This is a genomic window from Ruegeria sp. BG8 (assembly GCF_056538325.1).
Genome location: NZ_JBQFSZ010000015.1, coordinates 76,825 through 99,385, shown reverse-complemented (window position 1 = coordinate 99,385; position 22,561 = coordinate 76,825). Strand labels below are relative to the sequence as shown.

The window sequence follows — 22,561 nt, the reverse complement described above, 5'->3', positions numbered from 1 at the left end:
CTGCGCGACAAGCAGGGCGAAGGCGCCACACAAGCCGCCGAATAACCCAAAGCCAAAACAGCAATAAAACAACAAACGCCGCCCAAACCGGGCGGCGTTTCAACGTCGGGAAGGGGTGTCGCTTCCTGCAAGCAGATATCGCAATCAGTGCGGTGAAAGCTCTGCGAATCCTTCAAGGTTAATACAACAATGGAGGACTGCCCCATGAGCACCAGAACTGCGTCCCGCTCGGGCGGGCGCTCAGCCCGCCGCGCTCTGCGCACTGCACCGAATTTTGAAATGCTGCCCGGTCTGACCCGTGGCATCCCTCTGTGCGAGGTGATGGACGGGGCGCAAGTTGAACTTATCGACAACGCCGCGATGGATATTCTTGAAAACGTGGGCGTTCAGTTCCGCGATCCCATCGCTTTGGAAGACTGGAAAAAGGCCGGTGCAAAGGTCGTGGGCGAGCTGGTCTATCTTGACCGAAACATGGTGCGCGAACTGATTTCGACAATTCCGGCCCAGTTCACCTATCACGCTCGGAACCCGGCGAATAATGTCAAACTGGGTGGCAAGCATTCGGTCTTTGTGCCGATGACCGGTGCGCCCTTCTTGCGTGATCTGGACGATGTTCGGCGCAATCCGCTGCTGGAAGATCTGGCGATGTTCCACAAGCTGTCGCACATGATGCCGGCGCTGCACAGTTCGGCCCACCACATCGTCGAGCCGTACGATCACCCGATCAGCCAGCGACATCTTCGCATTACCTATTCGTCGATGAAGTATTCGGACAAAATGTTCATGGGTATGACGACGTCGCCCAAGAACGCCGAAGATGTGATGGACATGTGCGATATCCTGTTCGGAGAAGATTTTATCGACGAACATCCCGTGACCACAGGCAACTGTAACGGTAACAGCCCGCTGGTCTGGGATGAAACCATGCTGGGCGCGATGCGTGCCTTCTGCCGCCGCAATCAACCGGTGCTGTGCTCGCCCTTTGTTCTGGGTGGTGCGAACACGCCTGCCAGCGTACCCGCCACGGTAGCCCAGTTGACGGCTGAGGCGCTGTCGGCGCTGGCGTACACACAGGTGATCCGCAAAGGGTGTCCGGCGATCTGGGGCCACTACTTGTCGACCGTTTCAATGAAATCGGGCGCCCCAATGGCGGGCACTCCCGAGATCAGCCTTATGAACTTTATGATCGGTCAGATGGCACGGTATTACGATGTGCCATGGCGCACATCGAACACCTTGGGTGGTGCCAAGACATTCGACGCGCAAGCCGGGTACGAATCCGCAACAACGCTCAGCGCGGTGATGCATGCGGGTGCGAACTATATCTGGCACTCGGCGGGCTGGAACGAGGCTGGTATGCATTGTTCCGTTGCCAAGTTCGTGGTGGACGCCGAGCAATGCGCCATGGCCTACCGAATGGCCGAGGGGCCCAAATGGCATGATTTCGACCAGGCGCTGGCAGCGGTTCCAGACGTGGGTCCAGGTGGTCACTATCTGGGTCACCCACACACACAAGATAACTTCCAGCAGGCGTTCTTTATGCCCGAGCTATTCGACAACAACTCGATCGAACAGTGGCAAGCCGAAGGAAGCGTGGAAATCACCGCGCGCGCACTGAAACACGCCAAAAAGCTGTTGGGCGAATACCAAGAGCCAAAGCTGGATGAGGCTAAGAACGAACAGCTTCTAGACTATATCGCCCGTCGCGAGCGTGAAATTCCTGCAGCCGATGAGTTGAACCAGAGCTACTGATAATCTCCCCCGGAACTTACCCGCCCGAATGATCGGGCGGGTTTTTTTGTGGGTTCACGATCCGATACCCCGAAAGATAAAACGGGATTTTTATTAGCCGACTTGGTTCAGTCTGGGAAAGATGATCAGGTCTTGGGCGTATATGTTGGAAACCGACCTGATCATTCGTCCCGCGCGCGCCATTCCTTCCATCGCAAAACGGCGTTGGCTCCGATTTCCCGAAAGGGCTGAGGGGGCAGACGTTTCGGTTTGTCTTCGGCGGCAAAGTGTTGCGTGATGTCTGAGGTGTGACCGCAGGCGCGTTCGGCCGCCGCGATCCCGGTGAGCGTTCCTCTGGCCGTGCCTAGCCCGTTTTGGACGCAACCCGAGTAGACACCCGCTTCGACCTCGCCCGCAACCGCAACGCCGTTGAGGCTGAGGCACAGATGCCCGGCCCAGCGATACTCCATGCCCAAACCCGCCAGCTGGGGAAACCGCTGATCGAACTTGCGCTGCATAACCAGTGAGGCCCGCGCCAGATCGCGTGCGGTTGCTACCATGCCGGGACGCAGGGCCGCACAGGTGCGGGTTATGACCCTATTGCCACCTTGCCCGGAATCTATCCGCCGCATGGTAGTTCCCATGGGATCTGACGGCGTGACACCCCAGCGGGACTGGCCGCCCAGAACGCGCATTTGATCAACGGTCAACTCTGGTGACATCGAGGCGAACAAGAACAGCTGCATCAGCCGATCACGTTCGATACCAAAGCTTTCCAAATGTCCGTTGACCGTCAGGATAACCTTTCCGGTGCTGACCGTGCCGCGATCGGTGGTGACTTTCCAAGAACTTCCCTGTTTCGAAAACCCGGTGACAGCCGAGTTTTCGAAAAGGTCTACCCCTTCTCCCATCAACCCTGCAGCAAGGCCGCGAATATAGCCCGCGGGTTGCAACATCACCGTTCCCGGCGTGTAAAGCCCTGAGATATAGTGGCGCGATCCTGTCAGTTCCTGCATGTGTTGCGGGTCCAGCTTTTCGCTGGTCTCACCCAGCGAGGCCAGATGTTCGGCATAGCTTTCGTTATGCGCGTTTCCGGCTTCGCTGGCGGCCCCGTTCACTTTGCCCGACTGATCAAAGTAATTTGGGTCGATCTGGTATTGCTCAACGGCCTGTCGCGCAAAGGCTATCGCCTGCCGGTTCAGCGCAATCATTTTCTTGTCGTCGCCCGCGCCCGAGTAATCGTCGGAGGCCAGATCATGTGGCAGGTCGATCATGAACCCCGAATTTCGCCCGGCGGCCCCCTCGGCAACGCGCCCGGCATCCAGCACAACCACCTTTGCTGTGGGTTGCAATTGAAGCAGCCGACGTGCCGCCGTAAGCCCGGCAAAACCCGCACCGATGACGGTGAAGTCCGCCGTTATGTCGCCTGTCAGTTCCCGGAATGGGGCCTGCGCGCCAAGGATGTCATTCCACGCTGCAGGCCCACGATGTACCGGAAGAGTTTTGGCAGAGTAGGCGCTCAATCGACCGCCTCATCCGCATCGTCTGCCAGATCAATCCAGATGGTCTTCAACTGGGTGTACTGGTCGTGGGCATGTACCGAGTTATCACGACCCCCGAACCCCGACTGTTTGTAACCGCCAAAGGGTGTTGAGATATCGCCTTCGCCAAAGCTGTTCACGGTCACGGTTCCCGCCTTTATCGCGCGGGCGCCACGGATGGCCCGTTTGGCATTCGCAGTGAAGATCGATGCGCACAGGCCATAGTCCGTGTCATTGGCGATCTTGATCGCCTCGTCAAAACCCGAAACCTCAATCACCGACAGAACCGGGCCAAAGATCTCTTCGCGGGCCAAAACCGCATCATTCCCCGGCACTTCCACGACGGTTGCTTCGACAAAACCCTTGTCGGCCTTGCCCCCGATAACCACGTTTTCAGCCTGATCGAGGTAACCGCAGACCTTGTTGTAGTGGCCTTCGCTGACCAGCGCGCCCATCCGGGTTTCCGGGTCCAGCGGGTCGCCGATGTTCCACTGTTTTGCGTGATGCGCGATACGCTCCAGCAGTTCGGCCTTGACGTTCTTGTGCACGATCAGGCGCGAGCTTGCTGAACAGTTTTCGCCCATGTTCCAGAACGCACCGTTGACGATATGGGATGCCACACGGTCGAGGTTTTCTGCATCATCCATGACGATCGCAGGATTTTTGCCACCCATCTCAAGCACGACTTCCTTGGCATTGCTTTCGGCGGAATAGGTCAAGAATCGCTTGCCGGTCACGGTCGAGCCGGTGAACGAGACCATGTCGATATCCATGTGACGGCCAATCGGTTCCCCCGCATCTGCGCCACCGCCGGGAACGATGTTCAGTACGCCGCGGGGTATCCCGGCCTCCATCGCCAGTTCTGCAAGGCGCAGGGCGGTCAAGGTCGTCTCAGCTGCGGGTTTGACCACAACTGAACAACCTGCGGCAAGGGCGGGTCCGATCTTCCATGCCAGCATCAGCAGGGGGAAGTTCCAAGGCAATACCAGGCCAACAACGCCGATCGGCTCACGCACAACCATGGCGATGTGATCATCACTTGCGGGGCTGACCTGATCGTAGATTTTGTCGATCGCCTCGGCATGCCATTTCAGGCAGTGAATGGTTTCAGGCACGTCGACGGTTTCGCAATCGAATATGGTCTTGCCGCTGTCGATGCTTTCCATCACCGCCAGTTCGCGCGCGTTGCGGGTCATCAGCTTACTCAGCTTGATCAATACGTCTTTACGTTCGGATGGGTGCAGTTTGCTCCAGCGGCCATCGTCAAAGGCTTCGCGCGCTTTTTCGACGGCAAAGTCCACATCCTCGGCGCCGCAGGCCGCGATATCCGTCAGTTTTTCACCGGTGGCCGGGTTAACGCTGGTGAAGGTCTTGCCCGAGGCCGCCGGGCGAAACGCCCCGTCGATAAATGCGGCGTTCGGCAGGTCTAGACCTGCTGCGATGGATTTGTATTCGTCCTGTGTCAGCAATCCCATGCCTTAACCCTCCGCCACAATGTCAGCGATTTTTTGTTTCAACACGCGGGTCACTTGTTCCAGCGCGCGTTTGTCGTCTTTGTTCAGACCTTTGAGCGGCGCGCGCATGACGCCCGCTGCGATGCCGTTCATCGTAACGCCATGCTTGATCGTTTGAATGAACTTGCCACCTTGTTCCAGCACGTTCATCAGGGGCAGCATTGCCGACATGATGCGGCGACCCTTGTCGAAATTGCCTTCGACAACGCAGGCGTTATAAAGCGCCACATGTTCCGCAGGCAGGAAATTAGATCCGCCGCATACCCAGAATGGCGCACCCCAGGCAAAGAATTCCAGCGCCTGATCGTCCATACCGCAACCAAGCTGAATATGCGGATAATCGCGGGCCAGCAGATGCACCCGGTTTATATCGCCCGAGCTTTCCTTGATCCCGCAGAAATTCCGACTGCGACCGACGCGATCAAGGAACTCCTCGCCCATCATGGTGCCGGTGCGGTGGGGGTAGTTATACAGCATAACCGGCAAATCCGCGGCCTTGTCGATGGCCAGCGCATTCAACGCGTTTTCCCGGTCAGTCGGTACCGCGTAGGGCGGGCTGGCCAACAGGATCGAGTCCGCCCCGATCTCGCGCGCGCCAGATGCCAAGGCAATTGAATCCTGCGTCAACATCGCACCGGTACCTACAACCAAAGGCAGGCGACCATTGAGCTGCTTATGGGTAAAGCGCGCCAGTTCCAGACGCTCATCGACTGTCTGCGCATAGTTTTCTCCGGTCGAACCACCCGAGATCAGCCCGTGCACCCCATTCTCGACCAGATACTCGATCACGTCGGACAGCGCGTCCCAATTCACGCTGCCATCATCGTGATGGGGCGTAACCACCGGGGTATAAATCCCCTCAAATTTGAAAATAGGGTTCATTCCGTCCTCATGCAGGTTTCGAAAGCGGTGGAAGGCCCATCGGGACATCCAGCGCATCTGGCATCACGAACAATTCGATCTGATCGCGTGACAGGTTCCAGTGGTCTTCGGCCAGCTGCGCAGCTGTCGCCTCATCGTTCGCCTCGATGGCGGCGATGATGGCGTCGTGTTGGCGACTGGCCTCAGACAGATTTTCGCTCATTTGTGCCGTTTGCGGCCGGTAAAAGGTCATGCCGATCCGGGCATGGTCGATCAAAAGCCGGTTGAACGACGGCAACAGGTAGACATTGCCGGACATCTCTCCGGTCACGTCGTGAAAACGGTTATTGGCCAATGCCCGGTCTTCTGCTGAACCCGACCGCAACGCCGCCTTGAAGGCCAGCTGGGCATCTTTCAGGGCATCAATCTGCGCTGGTTTTGCGTTGACAGCCGCCAGCCGCAAAATCGCGCCATACACCATCGGAGCTGCAAGGAAGAAATCCCGCAGCGTCGTATAAGACATTTCCGCGACACGGGCGCTGCGATTTGTGCGTAACTCCAGATACCCTTCACCCGCCAGCTGCCGGAACACTTCGCGCGAGGGGGTTCTGGACAGTCCGAACGCATCGGACAATTCCACCTCGTCGAGATCCGCGCCGGGTTGCAGGCGCAAGGTCAGGATCGACACCTTGAGGTGTTCGGTCAACTCGGCCTTACGGGATTTGGCATCGTCTTTCATCCGGATTGTCCTGTCATGGTGGCCCGAATCGTGGTGGGCAGGTCTTATCCTTGCTGTATTCTAGAAAAATACAGTTTGTATACAAAAAAATCGTATCGTATTTGACAGCCGCAAAGACTCGGGCGAAAACACGCTAAAAAGAACGGAACATTCCATGCGCCAAACGCGCCACGTTACCTTCATATTGATCGAGGAGTTCTCACACCTTGCATTCTCTTGCGCGGTCGAGCCGCTTAGGATTGCAAATCTGGTCAGTGGCGAAAAACTCTATCAGTGGGCGCTGATCTCTGAGGATGGAGAGCGCGCAGTGTGCTCGAACGAAATGGTGACCCTCGTGGATGGCGGTCTGGATGATCTGCCCAAGACGGACCAGTTGTTCGTTTTGTCGGGCATCCACATGCGCAATCACGTCACGCGATCCTTGTTGGCCACGTTGCGGCGTGAGAGGGCAAGGGGCACGCCGATTGGCGCACTGTGCTCAGGTGCCTGGCTTTTGGCCGAAGCGGGTTTTCTGGATGGAATGCAAGCCGCGATTCACTGGGAATACCATGATGCGTTCATGGAAAAATTTCCCGAGGTGAACCTTGTGCGAAGCGTTTTCGTTGCAGATGAAAAACACATCACGGCATCTGGTGGAACTGCCACCGCCGATCTGATGCTGCACCTGATCGAACGGGATCATGGCGAGGAACTGGCAATCGCGGTCGCAGATCAGATGGTTTACAACGCTGTGCGCAACGCCACGGCCAAACAACGTGTGTCGCTGCAATCGCGCAACGGAATGCGCAATGCCCATCTGGCTAAAGCCATCCATGTTATGCGCGATTGTATAGAGTCCCCCGTGTCACCGTCGCAGATTGCCGAAGATCTGGGGATATCCACGCGCCAGTTGGAAAGGCTGTTTGGCAAGTACCTCAATACGTCGCCAAAGAAATACTTTATGGAATTGCGGCTGGAGCGCGCGCAAAAGCTTCTGCTCCAGACCGAAGCGTCCGTGACCGAAGTTGCGATGGCGTGCGGATTTGAAAGCCCCGGGCATTTCTCGCGCGTGTACCGATCAAGTTTCGGGGTCACGCCACACGCGCAGAAAAGCAAGATCGACTGATCGTAATTGGAGTAGGGGGAGCAGCTCTGCCCTCGGGTGCGTCGGCCAGACAGGCGCTCACCCCCAAGTCCCGCTCGTACCCCCTCGTTAAAATCTCACTGGTCAACTGATCTGCGGGATTAAGTGTTTCTCGCATCTAAAATGGGCGCAACTGTTGCCAGATCGTGTCAGCATTAGGGTTTTTTGAGAAACAAAATGGCTGTTTGCCCCATTTTGTTCTGGGCGCAATCGGCCACATTTTTGCCGTTTGGCTGATGTTAATGTTAGACAAGTTTGCGTTGAACGAAGGTTTGTGGCATTTTTGTAAAGCCAAGAAATGGCCTGACATCTTGTTAAATGGCAGAAAATCACATTCGAATGATCTTAAACATTCCCATGTCCTCATCAGGAATTAAAGCTGGAGGACCGAAATGAACTTAGAGACTCACGAAGCCGAAGTGTTTTTTGGCTCGCGCGGGCTGCCTGTTGAACAGCGCGAAGCGCAGATTTACGAGGTGTCGCAGGCTGCCGAAGCAGCGTTTCAAAAAATCTATCAAGCTGCTTCTTCGGGGGTTGGCTTTACCGGCGATTTTCAGAAACGCGTTTTTTCCATTTTCCGTTGGTATTTTCTTTCAGCGTTCTGCACGCGGATGTTGTCAGAGTCCGCGCATCGTCTGGAGCACCAGACATTGCAGGTTTCGATGGATATTTGCAGTGCCGTGAAAATGATCCTGTCCGAGCGTGAGGTTGAGGAATCCATGGCGCTTGTTCGGATCGAAAAGACATCACCAACCCTTGTGCGGGCCAATGATATCGGCGCACGCGGTCACACGGTGGGTTGGGTCGCTGCAGGTTTGCACGAAAAAGGCCGTGACTATCCGGGCGAGATTGAAAACTCTCTGGCAGGTGCATTGGCAGCCTCCAGCCGTCTCAACTAAAAGCGCCGCTTGAGGTGCCTCGATTATCACAGCATGGTTTACAGTGGCTCAGGTCCTTGCGTAGGCTTCGGGTGAATATATCCGACTGATTTTAGCAAAGGGTTTGATGCAATGCCTGAGACGCTGGACCTACATCAATTTGAAAATCTAAGTCCTTTTGAAATCAAGGACGAGCTTATCAAGCTGGCCCAGAAAGAGGCGCGAAAATCGACGCTTCCTTATCTGAACGCAGGACGCGGCAACCCGAATTGGATCGCGACAAAAGCCCGCGAAGCCTTTTTCCTGTTGGGTCAGTTCGCGATGACCGAAGCGCAACGCCACCGGAATGAGCCGCAGGTCGGTCTGGCGGGGATGCCGCAAGGTCCCGGCAGCTATGACCGCCTCAAGGCTTACTGCGCCGCCAGATCGGGGCAGGACGGAACCCCCGGTGCGGAAACGCTGTCAGACCTTGTGGATTTCGCGATCCAGAAATTTGACTTCACCCCCGATGATTTCGTTCTGGAGCTGACCGATGGAATAGTCGGGGATCACTATCCCATGCCGGATCGTTGTCTTGAACACAACGAGGCGATCGTCCACGAATACCTGATGTGGGCGATGTGCTCGGGCCATCGTCCAGACGCCAAGTTCGACCTTTATGCGGTCGAAGGCGGAACCGCTGCAATGTGCTATATTTTCAAAGCACTCAAGAACCAGAGGCTGCTCAACGCGGGTGACACCATCGCGCTGGGCACGCCGATTTTCACACCTTATCTGGAAATGCCTGTCCTCGAAGATTATGGGCTGAACGTGGTCGATGTGTCTTCAAAGGAAGAGGACCATTTTCAGTTGACCGATGACGATCTTGAGCAGCTGGCTGACCCCAAGGTCAAAGCGCTGTTTCTGGTCAACCCCGGCAACCCGTCCTCTGTTGCGATCAGCCCCGAAGTTCTGGCGCGACTGGTCGATTTCGTAAACACGCGGCGTCCCGACCTGATCATCCTGACGGACGATGTGTATGGCACCTTTGTGCCGGACTTCCAATCTGTGATGGGGCATCTGCCCGGGAATACGATCGGCGTTTATTCCTACTCAAAGTATTTTGGCTGCACGGGGTGGCGTTTGGGTGTGGTTGCAGTGGCCCAGGATAATATCTTTGACCGAATGATCGCTGATGCAGACGATGAAACCAAAGCTTTGGTGAATGCGCGCTATGCGCCGCTGACGCCTGATCCATCGAACTTCAAATTCATTGACCGGATCGTTGCCGATAGTCGGGATGTTGCTTTGAATCACACTGCTGGTTTGTCCTTGCCGCAGCAGGTCATGATGACGCTGTTTTCGCTTGTCGAAATGATGGACGAGGAAAAGGCTTATCAATCGTTCTGCTGGGGAATTCTAAAGCACCGTTTCGAGGAACTGGTTGATGGTATGGGTATCGACGTGCCGGACAACCCCTTATTCGACCACTATTATGGGATCATCGATTTCGAGTTTTGGCTGCGAAAATACGTGGGTGATGAGGTCGTCGAATGGATCAAAGAGAATGTTCACCCTTTGGATATCTCGTTCAAATTGGCGCAGGACCACGGGATTGTGCTGCTGAACGGGTCCGGCTTTGACGCGCCAAACTGGTCGGCCCGGGTGTCATTCGCCAATTTGGATGACAGCGCCTATCGCCAGATTGGGCGTGCGGTCCGTGCGGTCGCGGTCGGATATGTGCAGGCATACCGCGCCTCGAAAGGGTTGCCTTTGCACGGTCAGGAGTAAAAGGGTGGGTGCCTAAGGAGACGACTTGAGGCACCCTATCCTTCAACTCACGGGACAAATGCCACGACAAGTGGCCCCCATAGTGTCAGGAAGATATTTGCCACGGCGTAGGTCATGGTAAAGGCTGGCGTCGGGGTAGAGTTCCCTGTCTTTTCCAGCAAGGTTGCAAACCCGGGGTTACCCGAGCGGGATCCGGTCACAACCGCGCAAGCTTCGACTGGGTTCTTGATGCGAAGCGCAAAGTAGTTGATCGGGAACTGCACGATCATCGGCATCATCGTGACCAGAACGCCCAACAACAACAGCGTAATTCCGTATTGCTGGATTGCCTCCAGCGCGGGTTTGCCAGCGTTCAGCCCTACGACGCCGACAAAAACCGCCAGCCCAAAGCTTTGCAGAAAGTTGGCCGCACCCCGGTTCACGCCACCAATACTGGGCTTGCGAATGCGCAGGTAACCGATGAGCAATCCGGTAATCAGACAACCAAGACCCGATCCAAGTGCAACCTTGGTTCCGGCAATAACAAAGCTGATTTCGCCAATCAGGTAACCCGCGGCGACCCCGATCCCAAGTGCTATAAAATTCGTGACCGAAGCGGAGGGCGGCACATAACCGGCCATCTTTGCAGCCCGCTGCAACGCATCCTTGTGGCCAACGATGCTGACTTCGTCCCCTGCATGGATCTCGGTGTTATGCAAAACCGGGACATCATGACCCATCCGCGTGATCTTTGAGATATGGACGCCGCGCCGTTGATCAATCGTGATGGCCTGGTGCAATTCGCGCAGGGTCTTGCCGGCAAGTTTGGGGTTGGTGATCACCACGTTTTGCCTTTGTTCGACGATGGTCAGCTCCGGCGGGTACTCACCAACCTCGTCACCGGCCGAGCCTTGGAAGGCCGTCAAAGCGGACACCAGCCCTGACACCACAACCAGGTCCCCGGATTGGATCGTCAAATCCGGGGTGGCGTCCAAAGGCGCACCATCGCGCAATAGCTTTTCAACCAGCAGGTCGCCGTCATAGGTAGCCTCAATCGCATTGACGGCCTGACCAATCAGGGTCGAGCCTTCATTCACTTGATATGCGCGCGCGTCGAACCTGTTCATCGGAAGAAACTCGCCTTCTTCCAGCTTATGACCGCCGCCGCTGAGTTTTTGTGCAAGCTTTATTGCTTCTTGCCGCAGATCGCAGCGCAGGATGATCGGGATGATACTGACAGCCAGGATCGGACCGATTGAACCAAATATATACGTGACCGAGTATCCTACGGCGATGTTCGTCTTAAGTTTTGCAGCCTCGTCCGCGGCCAACCCCAAAAGGTCAATGGCGTTGCCCGCAGTGCCTATGATCGCCGATTGCGTTAACCCTCCGGCGGCAAGACCGGCGGCCAGCCCCTTGTCCAAACCGGCCCAACGGGCAATCACGATTACAAAGAACAGCCCCCAAAGCGTCATCATGAACGCTGCCAGTAACTTGGTCAGAGCCGATCGGTTCAGTGCCGCAAAGAACTGAGGTCCGCCGTTGTAGCCCACCATGAAAATAAACAGGGAAAAGAAAACGTTCTGAACATCCGTACTGAGTGTTATCCCGCCAATTTGGCCGACAAAGACAGCGACGAGTAGAGTGCCAGCAATGCCACCCAGTTCAAATTTCCCGACCCGAAATTTCCCCACGCCATAACCCAATCCCAAACACAGAAAGAGCGCCATGATAGGGTAAGTTCGAAGTTGTTCTGCAACAATTTCCATAGTCCAATCCTTTGAGGCGATCCTGTATGCCTATTTTGGGGCAAGCGTGTTACAGTCCTCATAACGTTAAGAAAACTGGTTGGTTTTTGAAACTGGTTTTCAGAAAATCACTGTACGCGGATTCTGTCAAACAGTGGTGGTGTCTGATCGACGAATGTCACACGTTTTCGGATCCGTGCATATTCATTGGATTGGTGGGTAAGGAAATGGTGCTGCTGGAGAGAATTGAACTCTCGACCTCTCCCTTACCAAGGGAGTGCTCTACCTCTGAGCTACAGCAGCGCTGTGGGCGGCTGATTAGACCCAAACGAAACGCGGCGCAAGGGTGTCTGGACGGTTTTTTTCGCCTCCTGTAGAGAAAGAGCATGACGGACAAAAATTCATCAAAAAAACAAGGCAAACCCGGTAACGCGCGCGAAGAGCGGCTAAAAGCAGCGCTAAAGGCAAATATGGCGCGTCGTAAGGCGCAGGCCAAGGCGCGGGCGGCATCCGGGGACAAGGCCGATAAAGACGAGGGATAAGAGCAAATGGATTCGATTCTGGTTACAGGCAACGGGCCGTTGAACGGTCAGATACCGATCGCCGGCGCTAAGAACGCGTGTTTGACGCTGATGCCTGCGACCTTGCTCAGCGAGGAACCGCTGACGCTGACAAATGCGCCACGGTTGAGTGACATCAAGACCATGACGGCGCTTTTGCAGTCGCTTGGGGCCGAGGTGTCCTCGTTGCAGGATGGGCAGGTCTTGGCCATGTCGAGCCACAGCCTGACAAGTCACACGGCAGATTATGAGATCGTGCGTAAAATGCGGGCGTCGAACCTGGTGCTAGGCCCGTTGCTGGCGCGTTTTGGGCAGGCTGTGGTGTCTTTGCCCGGTGGGTGTGCGATTGGTGCCCGGCCTATGGACCTGCATGTTGAAGGGCTCGAGGCGCTGGGCGCTGAGATCGACCTGAAGGACGGGTATCTACATGCCAAGGCCCCGGGCGGCTTGAAAGGCGCGGTTCACGAAATGCGCTTTGCATCCGTGGGGGCTACCGAGAATATCGTGATGGCAGCGACGCTGGCCAAAGGAACGACCGTCCTCAAAAATGCCGCTCGCGAACCTGAGATTGTCGATCTGGTGGAGTGCTTGCGTAAAATGGGGGCGCAAATCTCTGGGGAAGGCAGTTCAACGATCGAGATTCAAGGTGTCGATCGGTTGCATGGTGCGACCCATCAGGTCGTCACGGATCGGATTGAGCTGGGAACCTATATGCTGGCACCGGCAGTGTGCGGTGGTGAGGTTGAGTTGCTGGGAGGTCGTATGGCCCTTGTGGAATCTTTCGCTGCAAAGCTGGATGCTGCGGGGGTAAATGTGACTGATACCGAAAGTGGCCTGATGGTTTCGCGCAAAAATGGCCGTGTGAATGCCGTTGATGTTGTGACCGAGCCTTTCCCCGGATTTCCAACAGACCTGCAGGCGCAGATGATGGCGCTGATGTGCACTGCCGAAGGTGTGTCTGTTCTTGAAGAGCGTATTTTTGAGAATCGCTTTATGCACGCCCCTGAACTGGTTCGGATGGGCGCAAACATCGAAGTTCACGGTGGAACGGCGACTGTAACCGGGGTCGAACAGTTAAAAGGCGCCCCAGTGATGGCGACGGATTTGCGGGCTTCGGTTTCGCTGATTTTGGCCGGATTGGCCGCAGAAGGTGAAACAACGGTCAGCCGGGTCTATCATCTGGACCGCGGATATGAGCATGTAGTGCGCAAGCTGGAAGGCGTGGGTGCCAAAATCGAACGGATCAAGGGCCAATGACAGACGCAAGTTTTCACGACGGGCAAGAGTCGCCCCTGAACCTGGGGGCCGAAGATGCCGATGACCTGCAGGTGATTTCAACCCTCACGCAGGACGCGGTGTTCCCGATCACCGAGATGACATGGCGCCCCGCTGAGCGACGGTTCGGGCTGTTGCTCAACAGATTTCGTTGGGAAGACAAGGACGCTGCGACGCGTCGTGGTCGCCCTTTTGAGCGGGTGCAATCCGTGCTTGTCTTCGATTCGGTTCTGTCGGTCGCCAGCCAGGGCGTCGACCGCAGCGACAAGGATATGGTCATGTCGCTGTTGTCGGTAGATTTTGAAGCAGGGGAAGATGGTGCAGGTCATGTCATCCTGACATTGGCCGGTGATGGCGCAATTCGCCTGTCGGTCGAAGCTTTGGATGCCGCGCTCAAGGACGTTACACGCCCGTATCAGGCACCGTCTGGGCAGGTACCACACCATCCGGAATAAACGCGGCATAGCGCAGGCATTCTCTGGACCTTCAACGGGTCTGGTGCTGCGCCGTGCGACTGTGTTTGATGTCTTTCGCATTAGTCAGGTTCTTGTCCGTTCGATCACCTATCTCTGCGTGGCTGATCATCACAAAGACGCCGATTTGCTCGCGCTTTGGACTGAAAACAAAGATCCGCAAACTGTTCGGCGTTGGATTCAGTCTGGCGCCGAAATCTGGCTGGCTGAAATGGACGGGCAGGTCGCCGGTGTCGGGGGCCTTCGCAACCTGTCCGAAATTTCGCTGCTATATGTCGACCCTGCCTATGTGCGTCGCGGTGTCGGATTGGCGCTGCTGATCCGGCTGGAGGGTGTACTTGCCCAAAACGGTTGCACAGTAGCGCATCTGGATGCCACGGCCACGGCGCGTGAATTCTATCGCCGGTTTGGTTGGCAAGACACTGGTGACCCCGAAGATTGGCACGGTATTCCCCAGTTTCCCATGCACAAATCGCTAAGCGTACCCGACGAAGGGTTGAGCCCCTCAGCCTCGAACGATATGTCCCGGTGAAACGCCCGGAGTGCCAGACAATGCCTGTTTTTCTGAATACGACCTCGCCTGATTTTGAGACCGCCTTTCTTGCGTTGTTGTCGGCCAAACGTGAAGACAGCCCGGATGTTGACGCGGTCGTGGCGGAAATCATCGACGATGTCCGCGCCCGCGGCGATGAGGCCGTTATTGAGTTGACCGCGCGTTTCGACAGGCTGGAGTTGACGCCGGACACCTTGGCTTTCTCGTCGGATGAGATTGACGAAGCAGTTGCCCAGGTGTCACCCGAGGACCGTGCGGCGCTTGAATTGGCGGCGGATCGCATTCGGGCCTACCACGAGAAACAGTTGCCCGAAGATCACCAGTGGACAGATGAGACCGGCGCAACGCTCGGTTGGCGTTGGTCGGCTGTGTCGGCCGCTGGTTTGTATGTGCCCGGTGGGCTGGCATCATATCCGTCGTCCGTTTTGATGAATGCCATCCCGGCCAAGGTGGCGGGTGTTGAGCGTCTTGCAATCACGGTGCCCACTCCGGACGGGCAGGTGAACCCGCTTGTGCTGCTTGCGGCCAGATTATCTGGTGTAGACACGATCTATCGCATTGGCGGTGCTCAGGCGATTGCTGCGCTGGCTTATGGAACGGACAGCATCACGCCCGTGGATAAAATCACTGGCCCCGGCAACGCTTTTGTGGCGGCAGCGAAACGTCGTGTTTTTGGCAAGGTCGGCATAGATATGATCGCTGGCCCGTCCGAGATTCTGGTGATCGCAGATAAAGATAACGATCCGGACTGGATCGCGTTGGATCTGTTGAGTCAGGCCGAGCATGATGAAAGCGCCCAGTCTATCCTGATTACCGATGACGCTGTCTTTGGTGAAGCTGTTGCCAATGCGGTAGACAAACGGCTGGAAACGCTGGAACGTCGCGCCATCGCAGGGGCAAGCTGGCGTGATTTTGGCGCGATCATTACAGCGTGCGATCTGGAAGAGGCCGCTAGGTTGTCAAACCGTATAGCCCCTGAACATCTTGAGCTTTGCGTGGCTGACCCGGTGGGTCTGAGCGAAAAAACAATTCATGCCGGTGCGATCTTCCTTGGTCAGTACACACCCGAAGCTATCGGTGATTACGTGGGTGGCCCGAACCATGTATTGCCTACTGCGCGCTCTGCTCGGTTTTCCTCGGGGCTAAGTGTGATGGACTTTCTCAAACGCACCACGCTCAGCCAGATGACACCAGCTGCGCTGCGAGCGATTGGCCCAGCGGCCGAGCAACTGGCCAAGTCCGAGAGCCTTGAGGCGCATGGTTTATCTGTCACGGCGCGTTTGCTGCGTCTTAACGACTAACGCGATTCCCTATGGCTGATGTGCCACATGTTCATGGTGCATCTGATCATCTGGTCGGACGGGCCTTGATCAAAACTGCCGTTGCCGGACAGTGACGCGGCGCGCCTTGAAAGAAGGGTCGGACTTGGAACGTGTGGCGACATTGTGGATCGGTAAACGGTTGAGCTTTCTTGAGCATTTATGCCTCAAGTCATTCGCTGATGTCGACCAAAAGCCCATCCTCTACCACTATGGCGAACTTGAAAACATCCCCTCTTTCGTTGAAGCTCGGGATGCGCGCGAAGTCTTTGATGCACCAGAGATTTACCGCGATCCAATTGCCCGGTCCGTTGCTGTTCATGCCGATTTGTTCCGGCTTAAGCTGATGCAAGGCACGGATTACATTTGGGTCGACGCAGATGCGTATGCGCTCAGGCCATTCGAGACGCGGCAGGGCTATCTTTTCCCTGTTGGGAACAGAAAAAAGAAACGCTTGATGAACGGCGTACTTGCATTTCCTTCAGATAGCCCGGCGTTGAAAGCCATGTGTCGGTTTGCTTTTGAAAGTGATCTTGTTCCACCTTGGTGGCCGGACGAGCAAAAAAAAGCCTATTTAAACATCTTCGGTAAATCGACGTATTCAAGTTTGCCGTTGTTCAGTTTGGGGCCGCCGATGCTCTATCACTACGTGTCCCAAAGTAACGAGGGAGCGATGGCAACGTCGCGCACGGAGTTATACTCTATTCCTCCGCGACATCGCGGATTATGGAACGATCCGGATATCTCGAAACTAGATTTCCTTGAGTGGCAGAAAAAAATGTCGATTCATTTTTATGGGTCGTGGTTTCGGCGCATGTTCATTGGAGTGAACAGTTTTAATCCTGGGTCACTTCTGGACCAGTTATTGAAAAAACACGAAATTGACCCTGCGGATAATCCCATTTGACTTTTTCCTGCGTTGTTCAATGGGACTTGTTGCGCTAGGTCTGTTTCGACCTGAACGGACCACACAGCCATGACCCGTATTTCACATATCGAACTGGACGACCGTAACCTGCCGCCGCCGACACCCGAGATCGAGCAGGAACGCAAAGTCGCGATATACGACCTTTTGGAAGAAAACAGCTTTGCGCTGCCACAGCGTGATGGCCGTAGGGTTCCCGAAGGGCCTTATCACTTGCAACTTTCAATCCGCGACAAACGTCTGGTTTTTGATGTCGCGACCGAAGCGGCAGAGAAAGCGGCCGAGTTTCATTTATCGCTGGGGCCCTTCAAGCAAGTGGTCAAAGACTACTTTCAGATTTGCGAAAGCTATTTTGATGCGGTCAAGTCGTTGCCACCAAGTCAGATTGAAACAATCGATATGGCGCGGCGTGGCATTCATAACGAAGGCAGCCGCGTTCTGCAGGAGCGGTTGGAAGGCAAAGCCGAGGTTGATACCGATACCGCCCGTCGATTGTTCACGCTGATCTGCGTGCTGCATTTCGGGGGGTGACGGGTGACGCCTCTGCCGCAGTCGATCCTGTTCTGTTGCGACCACAACTCGGTCCGGTCCCCGATGGCCGAGGGCATCATGAAAAAGTTCTATGGCACCGGCACCTATGTGCAATCGGCCGGTGTGCATAACGACCTGGAAATTGACGGGTTTTGCATCGCGGTTTGCCATGAGATCGACGTTGAGCTTTCGCGCCACAGGTCGCGCTCTTTCGACGAAATGCAGGAATGGGGTGATGACCTAAGCTCATTCGACCTGATCGTTGCATTGTCACCCGCCAGTCAGCGCCGCGCTCTGGAACTGACCCGAATTTTTCACCTGGATGTCGATTATTGGCCAATAATGGACCCTACTGGGCTGGGCGAAACCCGCGAAGACAAGCTAACTCACTACCGACAGACCCGCGATCAGATCATACGGCATCTCAAAGACCGCTGGGGCGAACCTACGGAGTGAACATGAACCAAACCGTCACAACCTATTTCCAAGCTTTCAACGCAGGCGACGTTGATGGCATGCTGGCGTGCCTTTCTGACGATGTGGCCCATCACGTAAACGAAGGTCAAATCCGTGTCGGTAAAGAAAAATTTGCGGCGTTTTGCGCCCATATGAACCGCTGCTACCGTGAGAACCTGACTGATATCGTGGTGTTCGAGGCCGAGGGCGGCGCACGGGCTGCAGCCGAGTTTATTGTCAACGGGACGTATCTGGAAACCGACGAAGGATTGCCTGAGGCGAACGGCCAGACTTATCGTCTGCCAGCCGGTTCATTCTTTGACCTCAAGGATGGTAAGATCACCCGCGTGACCACGTTTTACAACCTGGCCGACTGGACGAAGCAGGTGTCAGGTGGCTGAGGTCACCGACGTCCGTGCCTTGACCGGGGCAGCGCTTGAAGCTGCTCTGGATGATGTGGCGCGTTTGCGGATCGAGGTGTTTCGGGCCTGGCCTTACCTGTACGATGGTCATCTGGACTATGAGCGTAAATACCTGCAGTCCTACCGTGACAGTGATAAGGCAATTGTTGTCGGAGCCTTTGACGGTGACCACCTGATTGGCGCATCGACCGGGGCACCTTTGATCGATCACGCAGATGATTTTGCTGCGGCTTTTGAGAATACGGATCTCGATTTGTCCGAGATTTTCTATTGTGCGGAATCTGTCCTGTTGCCTGACTACAGAGGGCAGGGTGTCGGGCACAAGTTCTTTGACCTGCGCGAAGCCCATGCCCGAAAGCTGGGTTTCTCCAAATGTGCGTTTTGCGGTGTGCAACGCCCGGCGGATCACCCGATGCGGCCTGCGTCTTATCGACCGCTGGACGCATTCTGGAAGGCTCGTGGGTATAACCCCTTGCCCGGGGTTATCGCGCAGTTCTCGTGGAAAGATGTCGGCGAGGAAGACGAAAGCCTGAAACCGCTGCAGTTTTGGATCAGGGATCTTTGAGGTCGTTCACAACTCTGGGGTGCGCCATCTAGCTGTCCTGCTCGCGCACCATTCTCTTACCGTTTACGGCTGAGTAACCCGTATTTGACGGCCCAGCCTCTAAACGATCGGCGTTTTCTCTTGGGCGTCTTCAGTGCATGTTTCGTCTGCTCACCGCTCTTGCGGTTGAATTCGAACACGTCGATGACACGCTCGGCGCAGCCGCAGGCTTCACCCATTCCAACCTTGGCAAAATAGAACTTTTCGAAGCTTTCCGGGTTTTGCATGATGCACCTCCTCTACTCATTCAACCATCTAGGACGACAGATGCAAATTCACATTCTCGTCGTTGATAGAACGGATAAAATTTATGTACACGATGCATCGTCCTCAATTATTGTCCGTCAACTCCAACGGCCAGGAACCCGCTGATGAAAATCGCAACCGCTGCTTATAACCTCGACTGGCTGTCGAGCTGGGCCCAATACGAAGACAAGCTGCATCACTGGGTGTCGGATGCCTCGGGGCAGCGGGCTGATTTGTTGGTTTTCCCCGAATACGGCGCGATGGAGCTGTCCACACTGGACGGTGCTGAGGTTGCCGGTGATCTGGAGCGTTCGATCCAGGCAGTGTCGGATCGAATGGGCGATGCTCAATCGCTGCATCGGCGGCTGGCTGAGGAATTTAAGGTATATATTCTTGGGGCCTCTGCCCCGGTCCTTGCCGGGTTGGACCGTCCGGTAAATCGTGCGGCGTTGTATGCGCCTGATGGCGGGCACGACTATCAGGACAAGCAGATCATGACCCGGTTCGAACGTGAGGACTGGGATATCGCCCCCGGAGGACCGCTCAAGCTTTTTGATACTGCGCTGGGCAAGATCGGTGTTCTGATTTGCTATGACAGTGAATTTCCCTTGTTGGGCCGTGCGTTAAGCCAAGCTGATCTGATCCTCGTGCCGTCCTGCACCGAGGCGCTTTCGGGGTATTGGCGGGTTCGGATTGGCGCGATGGCCCGCGCGCTTGAGAACCAATGTGTGACTGCTATGGCCTCGCTGGTTGGTGAAAACGAATGGTCCGAAGCCGTGGATATGAATACGGGAACCGGCGGTGTTTTTGGCCCGCCTGATAAGGGTTTCCCGCCCACCGGGGTTTTGGCCGAGGGTCAACTAAACCAACCCGGCTGGACATTTGCTGAGGTTGACCTTTCGGCTATCGCCCACGTTCGCGCGGATGGCCACGTACTGAACCGGACCCATTGGGATGAGCAAACGCCCCGAGTCGAATCGGTCACAATATCCGGCCTTTGGTGATTCCGGCCTTGAAATAAGCCCGAAATAGGCTCATTTAGGCGCACATCCTCGCAGATTCTGCGAGTGCAACGTAACTATGGAGACAACATGGCCAAGGAAGATACGCTCGAATTTCCCGGTGTCGTGAAGGAACTCCTGCCTAATGCGACGTTTCGGGTCGAGCTGGAAAACGGCCATGAGATCATCGCACATACGGCAGGCAAGATGCGCAAGAACCGCATCCGTGTTCTGGCCGGCGACAAAGTTCAGGTCGAAATGACCCCCTATGATCTGACCAAGGGTCGGATCAACTACCGCTTCAAGTAACGCCTGCCGCAATGGCGTTTATCTTAGGATCGGGCAGCCCAAGGCGGCTGGACCTGTTGGCTCAGCTTGGCGTGCAGCCCGATACAATTCGCGCTCCTGACATTGACGAAACGCCTTTGAAGGGTGAGTTGCCGGTTCCTTATTGTAACCGCATCACGCGGGCTAAAGTGCAGGCTGTTCAAGCGGATAGCGATGACATCACCCTATGTGCGGATACCACCGTGGCTCTGGGTCGCCGCATCCTGGGCAAGCCCGAAGACGCTGGTCAGGCGGCCGAGTTCCTGCATGCTCTGTCTGGTCGGCGGCACCGTGTGATCACCTCGGTCGCAGTGCGACGGGGTGACCGGGTATTGCAACGCGACGTGGTTTCTCAGGTCAAGGTCAAACGCCTGTCGGATGTTGAGATCAACGCCTATCTGGCGACCGGAGACTGGCAGGGCAAAGCAGGCGCATACGCCATCCAAGGCCCGGCTGGCGCGTTCATTCCTTGGATTTCTGGGTCATTCACCGGTATCGTTGGTCTTCCCCTTTCCGAAACCGCCGCCCTTTTGCAAGGCATCGGCTATCCCCTGTATCGTGAGGCATCATGAAGGGTCGCACTATCGTTCTCGACCATATCGACAATCGCGAAGCCGCTGCTTTGATGGTGGATGGCAAGCTGGACGATTTTCTGATCGCAGGGGATGCTCCTGCACCGGGGACGATCTATCGCGCCCGTGCTGACCGCCCAGTCAAAGGGCAGGGCGGGATGTTCCTGACAACGCCCGATGGTCCTGCTTTTCTGCGCCAAGTAAAGGGGCTGGCACCGGGCGCGCTGATTTGTGTGCAGGTAACAGGCTACGCTGAACCGGGCAAAGCCCTGCCTGTGACCGACCGCGTTTTGTTCAAAAGCCGGTATGCGATTGTGACACCCGATGCGCCGGGCTTGAATATCTCACGCTCAATCAGGGATGAGGAAGAAAGAGACCGTCTGCTGGAAATCGCGCACGAAGCCATGGATGGCAGTTCTTACGGTCTGATCCTGCGTTCGTGCTGCGTAGGTGAAGACGCAGCTGAGATTGCCGAGGATATCAGCGCAATGCTGGCCCATGCCGATGAAGTCATGAACAATCCCGGAACTGAACCCGAGTTGCTGCTGGAAGGCGATGGCCCCCATGTTCTGGCATGGCGCGACTGGACCGATCCGGCAGAGGTCGTCACCAAATCGGGTGGTTTTGAAACCCACGCGGTTCTGGATGCGCTCGACACCGCTCGCGGCATTTCGGAAACGTTGCCGGGTGGCGGGCATCTGTATATTCAGCCGACGCGCGCCTTGGTTGCCGTAGACGTAAACACGGGCGCAGACACATCTTTGGCCGCAGGCACCAAAGCAAATTTCGATTGTGCCAAGGCGTTGCCGCGTGCGCTGCGTGTCCGCGGCCTTGGTGGCCAGATCACATTGGACCTGGCCCCTATGCCCAAAAAAGACCGCCGTGGGTTTGAATCTGCCTTGCGCACCGCGTTCAAATCCGACCCGATCGAGACCATACTGGCCGGCTGGACGCCGCTGGGTCATTTTGAGCTTCAACGCAAAAGAGGCCGTCTTGCGCTTTCAGAGGTGCTGAAATGAGTTGTCCGATTTGTGGGGAAGATACCGTTACCAAGTACCGCCCGTTTTGCTCACGGCGCTGTGCTGATGTCGATTTGGCCAAATGGTTAAACGGATCCTATGCCGTCGCATCCCAACGGGAAGAGGACGTCGAAGAAGAGGTTTTGCCGGATGAAACACAACCGGCGCGTCCACATTGAAAAAATGTAAAAAAGGCTCTGGACACTGCCTGTAGCAAGTCATAGAACGCCTCCACCCAGCGGCAATTGCCGCTCCCGTGCCCGGGTAGCTCAGGGGTAGAGCAGTGGATTGAAAATCCTCGTGTCGGTGGTTCGATTCCGCCCCCGGGCACCATTTTACAATTCTCCTTCAAATCTCCTAAAAATCTAAACATTACAGATACTTGCGGAGTTCT

The 22,561-nt window shown here is 55.9% G+C and carries 26 protein-coding genes and 2 tRNA genes; 20 read left to right on the top strand and 8 right to left on the bottom strand.

What is annotated here, in order from left to right:
- On the bottom strand, window positions 1-212 hold a 212-nt coding region (locus ACR0DG_RS20670), incomplete at its 3' end, for a hypothetical protein (RefSeq protein WP_480707313.1).
- Here ACR0DG_RS20670 and ACR0DG_RS20665 point away from each other — a divergent pair.
- Window positions 205-1,752: a trimethylamine methyltransferase family protein gene (locus ACR0DG_RS20665; protein WP_480700244.1), complete on the top strand. Its 1,548-nt coding sequence runs from the start codon at window positions 205-207 to the stop codon at window positions 1,750-1,752. The genes ACR0DG_RS20670 and ACR0DG_RS20665 overlap by 8 nt on opposite strands.
- Window positions 1,753-1,913: 161 nt before the next feature.
- Here the strand turns inward: ACR0DG_RS20665 and ACR0DG_RS20660 are convergent, their stop codons facing one another.
- The 4 genes from ACR0DG_RS20660 to ACR0DG_RS20645 are packed head-to-tail and all read right to left on the bottom strand — an operon-like array spanning window position 1,914 to window position 6,386.
- A complete protein-coding gene (locus ACR0DG_RS20660) occupies window positions 1,914-3,254 on the bottom strand; it encodes an NAD(P)/FAD-dependent oxidoreductase (protein ID WP_480700243.1) in 1,341 nt (446 codons plus the stop codon).
- Window positions 3,251-4,747: an aldehyde dehydrogenase gene (locus ACR0DG_RS20655; RefSeq protein ID WP_480700242.1), complete on the bottom strand. Its 1,497-nt coding sequence runs from the start codon at window positions 4,745-4,747 to the stop codon at window positions 3,251-3,253. Before ACR0DG_RS20655 ends, ACR0DG_RS20660 begins: the two co-directional genes overlap by 4 nt.
- 3 nt (window positions 4,748-4,750) lie before the next feature.
- Window positions 4,751-5,668, bottom strand: a complete 918-nt coding sequence (locus tag ACR0DG_RS20650; RefSeq protein WP_480700241.1) for a dihydrodipicolinate synthase family protein — start codon at window positions 5,666-5,668, stop codon at window positions 4,751-4,753.
- A gap of 7 nt (window positions 5,669-5,675) precedes the next feature.
- Window positions 5,676-6,386 carry a GntR family transcriptional regulator gene (locus ACR0DG_RS20645; RefSeq protein ID WP_480700240.1) on the bottom strand — a complete coding sequence of 237 codons (711 nt, stop codon included), beginning with the start codon at window positions 6,384-6,386 and terminating at the stop codon, window positions 5,676-5,678.
- 154 nt (window positions 6,387-6,540) lie between these two features.
- On the opposite strand from ACR0DG_RS20645, the gene ACR0DG_RS20640 reads away from it, so the two are divergent.
- The 3 genes from ACR0DG_RS20640 to ACR0DG_RS20630 all read left to right on the top strand — a co-directional run bounded on the left by ACR0DG_RS20640 (window position 6,541) and on the right by ACR0DG_RS20630 (window position 10,157).
- Window positions 6,541-7,491, top strand: coding sequence for a GlxA family transcriptional regulator (locus tag ACR0DG_RS20640; protein ID WP_480700239.1), 951 nt, complete (start codon window positions 6,541-6,543; stop codon window positions 7,489-7,491).
- A 410-nt stretch (window positions 7,492-7,901) separates the two neighbouring features.
- On the top strand, window positions 7,902-8,408 hold the full coding sequence (locus ACR0DG_RS20635) for a hypothetical protein (protein ID WP_480700238.1): 507 nt from the start codon (window positions 7,902-7,904) through the stop codon (window positions 8,406-8,408).
- A gap of 111 nt (window positions 8,409-8,519) precedes the next feature.
- Window positions 8,520-10,157 (top strand): bifunctional aspartate transaminase/aspartate 4-decarboxylase, encoded by a 1,638-nt coding sequence (locus ACR0DG_RS20630; protein ID WP_480700237.1) that lies wholly within the window; start codon window positions 8,520-8,522, stop codon window positions 10,155-10,157.
- A gap of 47 nt (window positions 10,158-10,204) precedes the next feature.
- Here the strand turns inward: ACR0DG_RS20630 and aspT are convergent, their stop codons facing one another.
- Window positions 10,205-11,905 carry an aspartate-alanine antiporter gene (aspT, locus tag ACR0DG_RS20625; protein ID WP_480700236.1) on the bottom strand — a complete coding sequence of 567 codons (1,701 nt, stop codon included), beginning with the start codon at window positions 11,903-11,905 and terminating at the stop codon, window positions 10,205-10,207.
- Window positions 11,906-12,112: 207 nt separating this feature from the next.
- Window positions 12,113-12,187, bottom strand: a tRNA-Thr gene (locus ACR0DG_RS20620).
- Window positions 12,188-12,270: 83 nt separating this feature from the next.
- On the opposite strand from ACR0DG_RS20620, the gene ACR0DG_RS20615 reads away from it, so the two are divergent.
- The 10 genes from ACR0DG_RS20615 to ACR0DG_RS20570 all read left to right on the top strand — a co-directional run bounded on the left by ACR0DG_RS20615 (window position 12,271) and on the right by ACR0DG_RS20570 (window position 18,963).
- Entirely contained in the window at window positions 12,271-12,426 is a 156-nt protein-coding gene (locus ACR0DG_RS20615) for a hypothetical protein (protein WP_480700235.1), read from the top strand.
- A gap of 6 nt (window positions 12,427-12,432) precedes the next feature.
- Complete coding sequence (murA, locus tag ACR0DG_RS20610; RefSeq protein ID WP_480700234.1) at window positions 12,433-13,701, top strand: UDP-N-acetylglucosamine 1-carboxyvinyltransferase; 1,269 nt, start codon at window positions 12,433-12,435, stop codon at window positions 13,699-13,701.
- On the top strand, window positions 13,698-14,174 hold the full coding sequence (locus ACR0DG_RS20605) for a DUF2948 family protein (protein ID WP_480700233.1): 477 nt from the start codon (window positions 13,698-13,700) through the stop codon (window positions 14,172-14,174). The genes murA and ACR0DG_RS20605 overlap by 4 nt, the downstream gene beginning before the upstream one ends.
- 43 nt (window positions 14,175-14,217) lie before the next feature.
- Window positions 14,218-14,724: a GNAT family N-acetyltransferase gene (locus ACR0DG_RS20600; protein WP_480700232.1), complete on the top strand. Its 507-nt coding sequence runs from the start codon at window positions 14,218-14,220 to the stop codon at window positions 14,722-14,724.
- 20 nt (window positions 14,725-14,744) lie between these two features.
- Window positions 14,745-16,046 carry a histidinol dehydrogenase gene (hisD, locus tag ACR0DG_RS20595; RefSeq protein ID WP_480700231.1) on the top strand — a complete coding sequence of 434 codons (1,302 nt, stop codon included), beginning with the start codon at window positions 14,745-14,747 and terminating at the stop codon, window positions 16,044-16,046.
- A 91-nt stretch (window positions 16,047-16,137) separates the two neighbouring features.
- Window positions 16,138-16,971, top strand: coding sequence for a hypothetical protein (locus tag ACR0DG_RS20590; protein ID WP_480707311.1), 834 nt, complete (start codon window positions 16,138-16,140; stop codon window positions 16,969-16,971).
- A 69-nt stretch (window positions 16,972-17,040) separates the two neighbouring features.
- Entirely contained in the window at window positions 17,041-17,520 is a 480-nt protein-coding gene (locus ACR0DG_RS20585; RefSeq protein ID WP_480700229.1) for a UPF0262 family protein, read from the top strand.
- Between the two features lie 3 nt (window positions 17,521-17,523).
- Entirely contained in the window at window positions 17,524-17,976 is a 453-nt protein-coding gene (locus tag ACR0DG_RS20580; RefSeq protein ID WP_480700228.1) for an arsenate-mycothiol transferase ArsC, read from the top strand.
- 2 nt (window positions 17,977-17,978) lie between these two features.
- Window positions 17,979-18,377, top strand: a complete 399-nt coding sequence (locus ACR0DG_RS20575; RefSeq protein WP_480700227.1) for a ketosteroid isomerase-related protein — start codon at window positions 17,979-17,981, stop codon at window positions 18,375-18,377.
- Window positions 18,370-18,963, top strand: coding sequence for a GNAT family N-acetyltransferase (locus ACR0DG_RS20570; RefSeq protein ID WP_480700226.1), 594 nt, complete (start codon window positions 18,370-18,372; stop codon window positions 18,961-18,963). The genes ACR0DG_RS20575 and ACR0DG_RS20570 overlap by 8 nt, the downstream gene beginning before the upstream one ends.
- Before the next feature lie 56 nt (window positions 18,964-19,019).
- On the opposite strand, the gene ACR0DG_RS20565 is transcribed toward ACR0DG_RS20570, so the two are convergent.
- The gene (locus ACR0DG_RS20565) at window positions 19,020-19,229 is read right to left on the bottom strand and encodes a hypothetical protein (RefSeq protein WP_480700225.1); all 210 of its coding nucleotides are present in this window, start codon (window positions 19,227-19,229) and stop codon (window positions 19,020-19,022) included.
- A gap of 144 nt (window positions 19,230-19,373) precedes the next feature.
- On the opposite strand from ACR0DG_RS20565, the gene ACR0DG_RS20560 reads away from it, so the two are divergent.
- The 6 genes from ACR0DG_RS20560 (at window position 19,374) to ACR0DG_RS20535 (ending at window position 22,500) form a co-directional block, all read left to right on the top strand.
- Window positions 19,374-20,252, top strand: a complete 879-nt coding sequence (locus ACR0DG_RS20560; protein WP_480700224.1) for a carbon-nitrogen hydrolase family protein — start codon at window positions 19,374-19,376, stop codon at window positions 20,250-20,252.
- Between the two features lie 87 nt (window positions 20,253-20,339).
- Window positions 20,340-20,558, top strand: coding sequence for a translation initiation factor IF-1 (gene infA, locus ACR0DG_RS20555; protein ID WP_005978431.1), 219 nt, complete (start codon window positions 20,340-20,342; stop codon window positions 20,556-20,558).
- A gap of 11 nt (window positions 20,559-20,569) precedes the next feature.
- Window positions 20,570-21,148, top strand: coding sequence for a Maf family protein (locus tag ACR0DG_RS20550; RefSeq protein ID WP_480700223.1), 579 nt, complete (start codon window positions 20,570-20,572; stop codon window positions 21,146-21,148).
- Window positions 21,145-22,167: a ribonuclease E/G gene (locus ACR0DG_RS20545; protein ID WP_480700222.1), complete on the top strand. Its 1,023-nt coding sequence runs from the start codon at window positions 21,145-21,147 to the stop codon at window positions 22,165-22,167. Before ACR0DG_RS20550 ends, ACR0DG_RS20545 begins: the two co-directional genes overlap by 4 nt.
- A complete protein-coding gene (locus ACR0DG_RS20540) occupies window positions 22,164-22,346 on the top strand; it encodes a DNA gyrase inhibitor YacG (protein ID WP_480700221.1) in 183 nt (60 codons plus the stop codon). Before ACR0DG_RS20545 ends, ACR0DG_RS20540 begins: the two co-directional genes overlap by 4 nt.
- 79 nt (window positions 22,347-22,425) lie before the next feature.
- Window positions 22,426-22,500: transfer RNA gene (locus ACR0DG_RS20535), tRNA-Phe, on the top strand.
- Window positions 22,501-22,561: the final 61 nt, after the last annotated feature.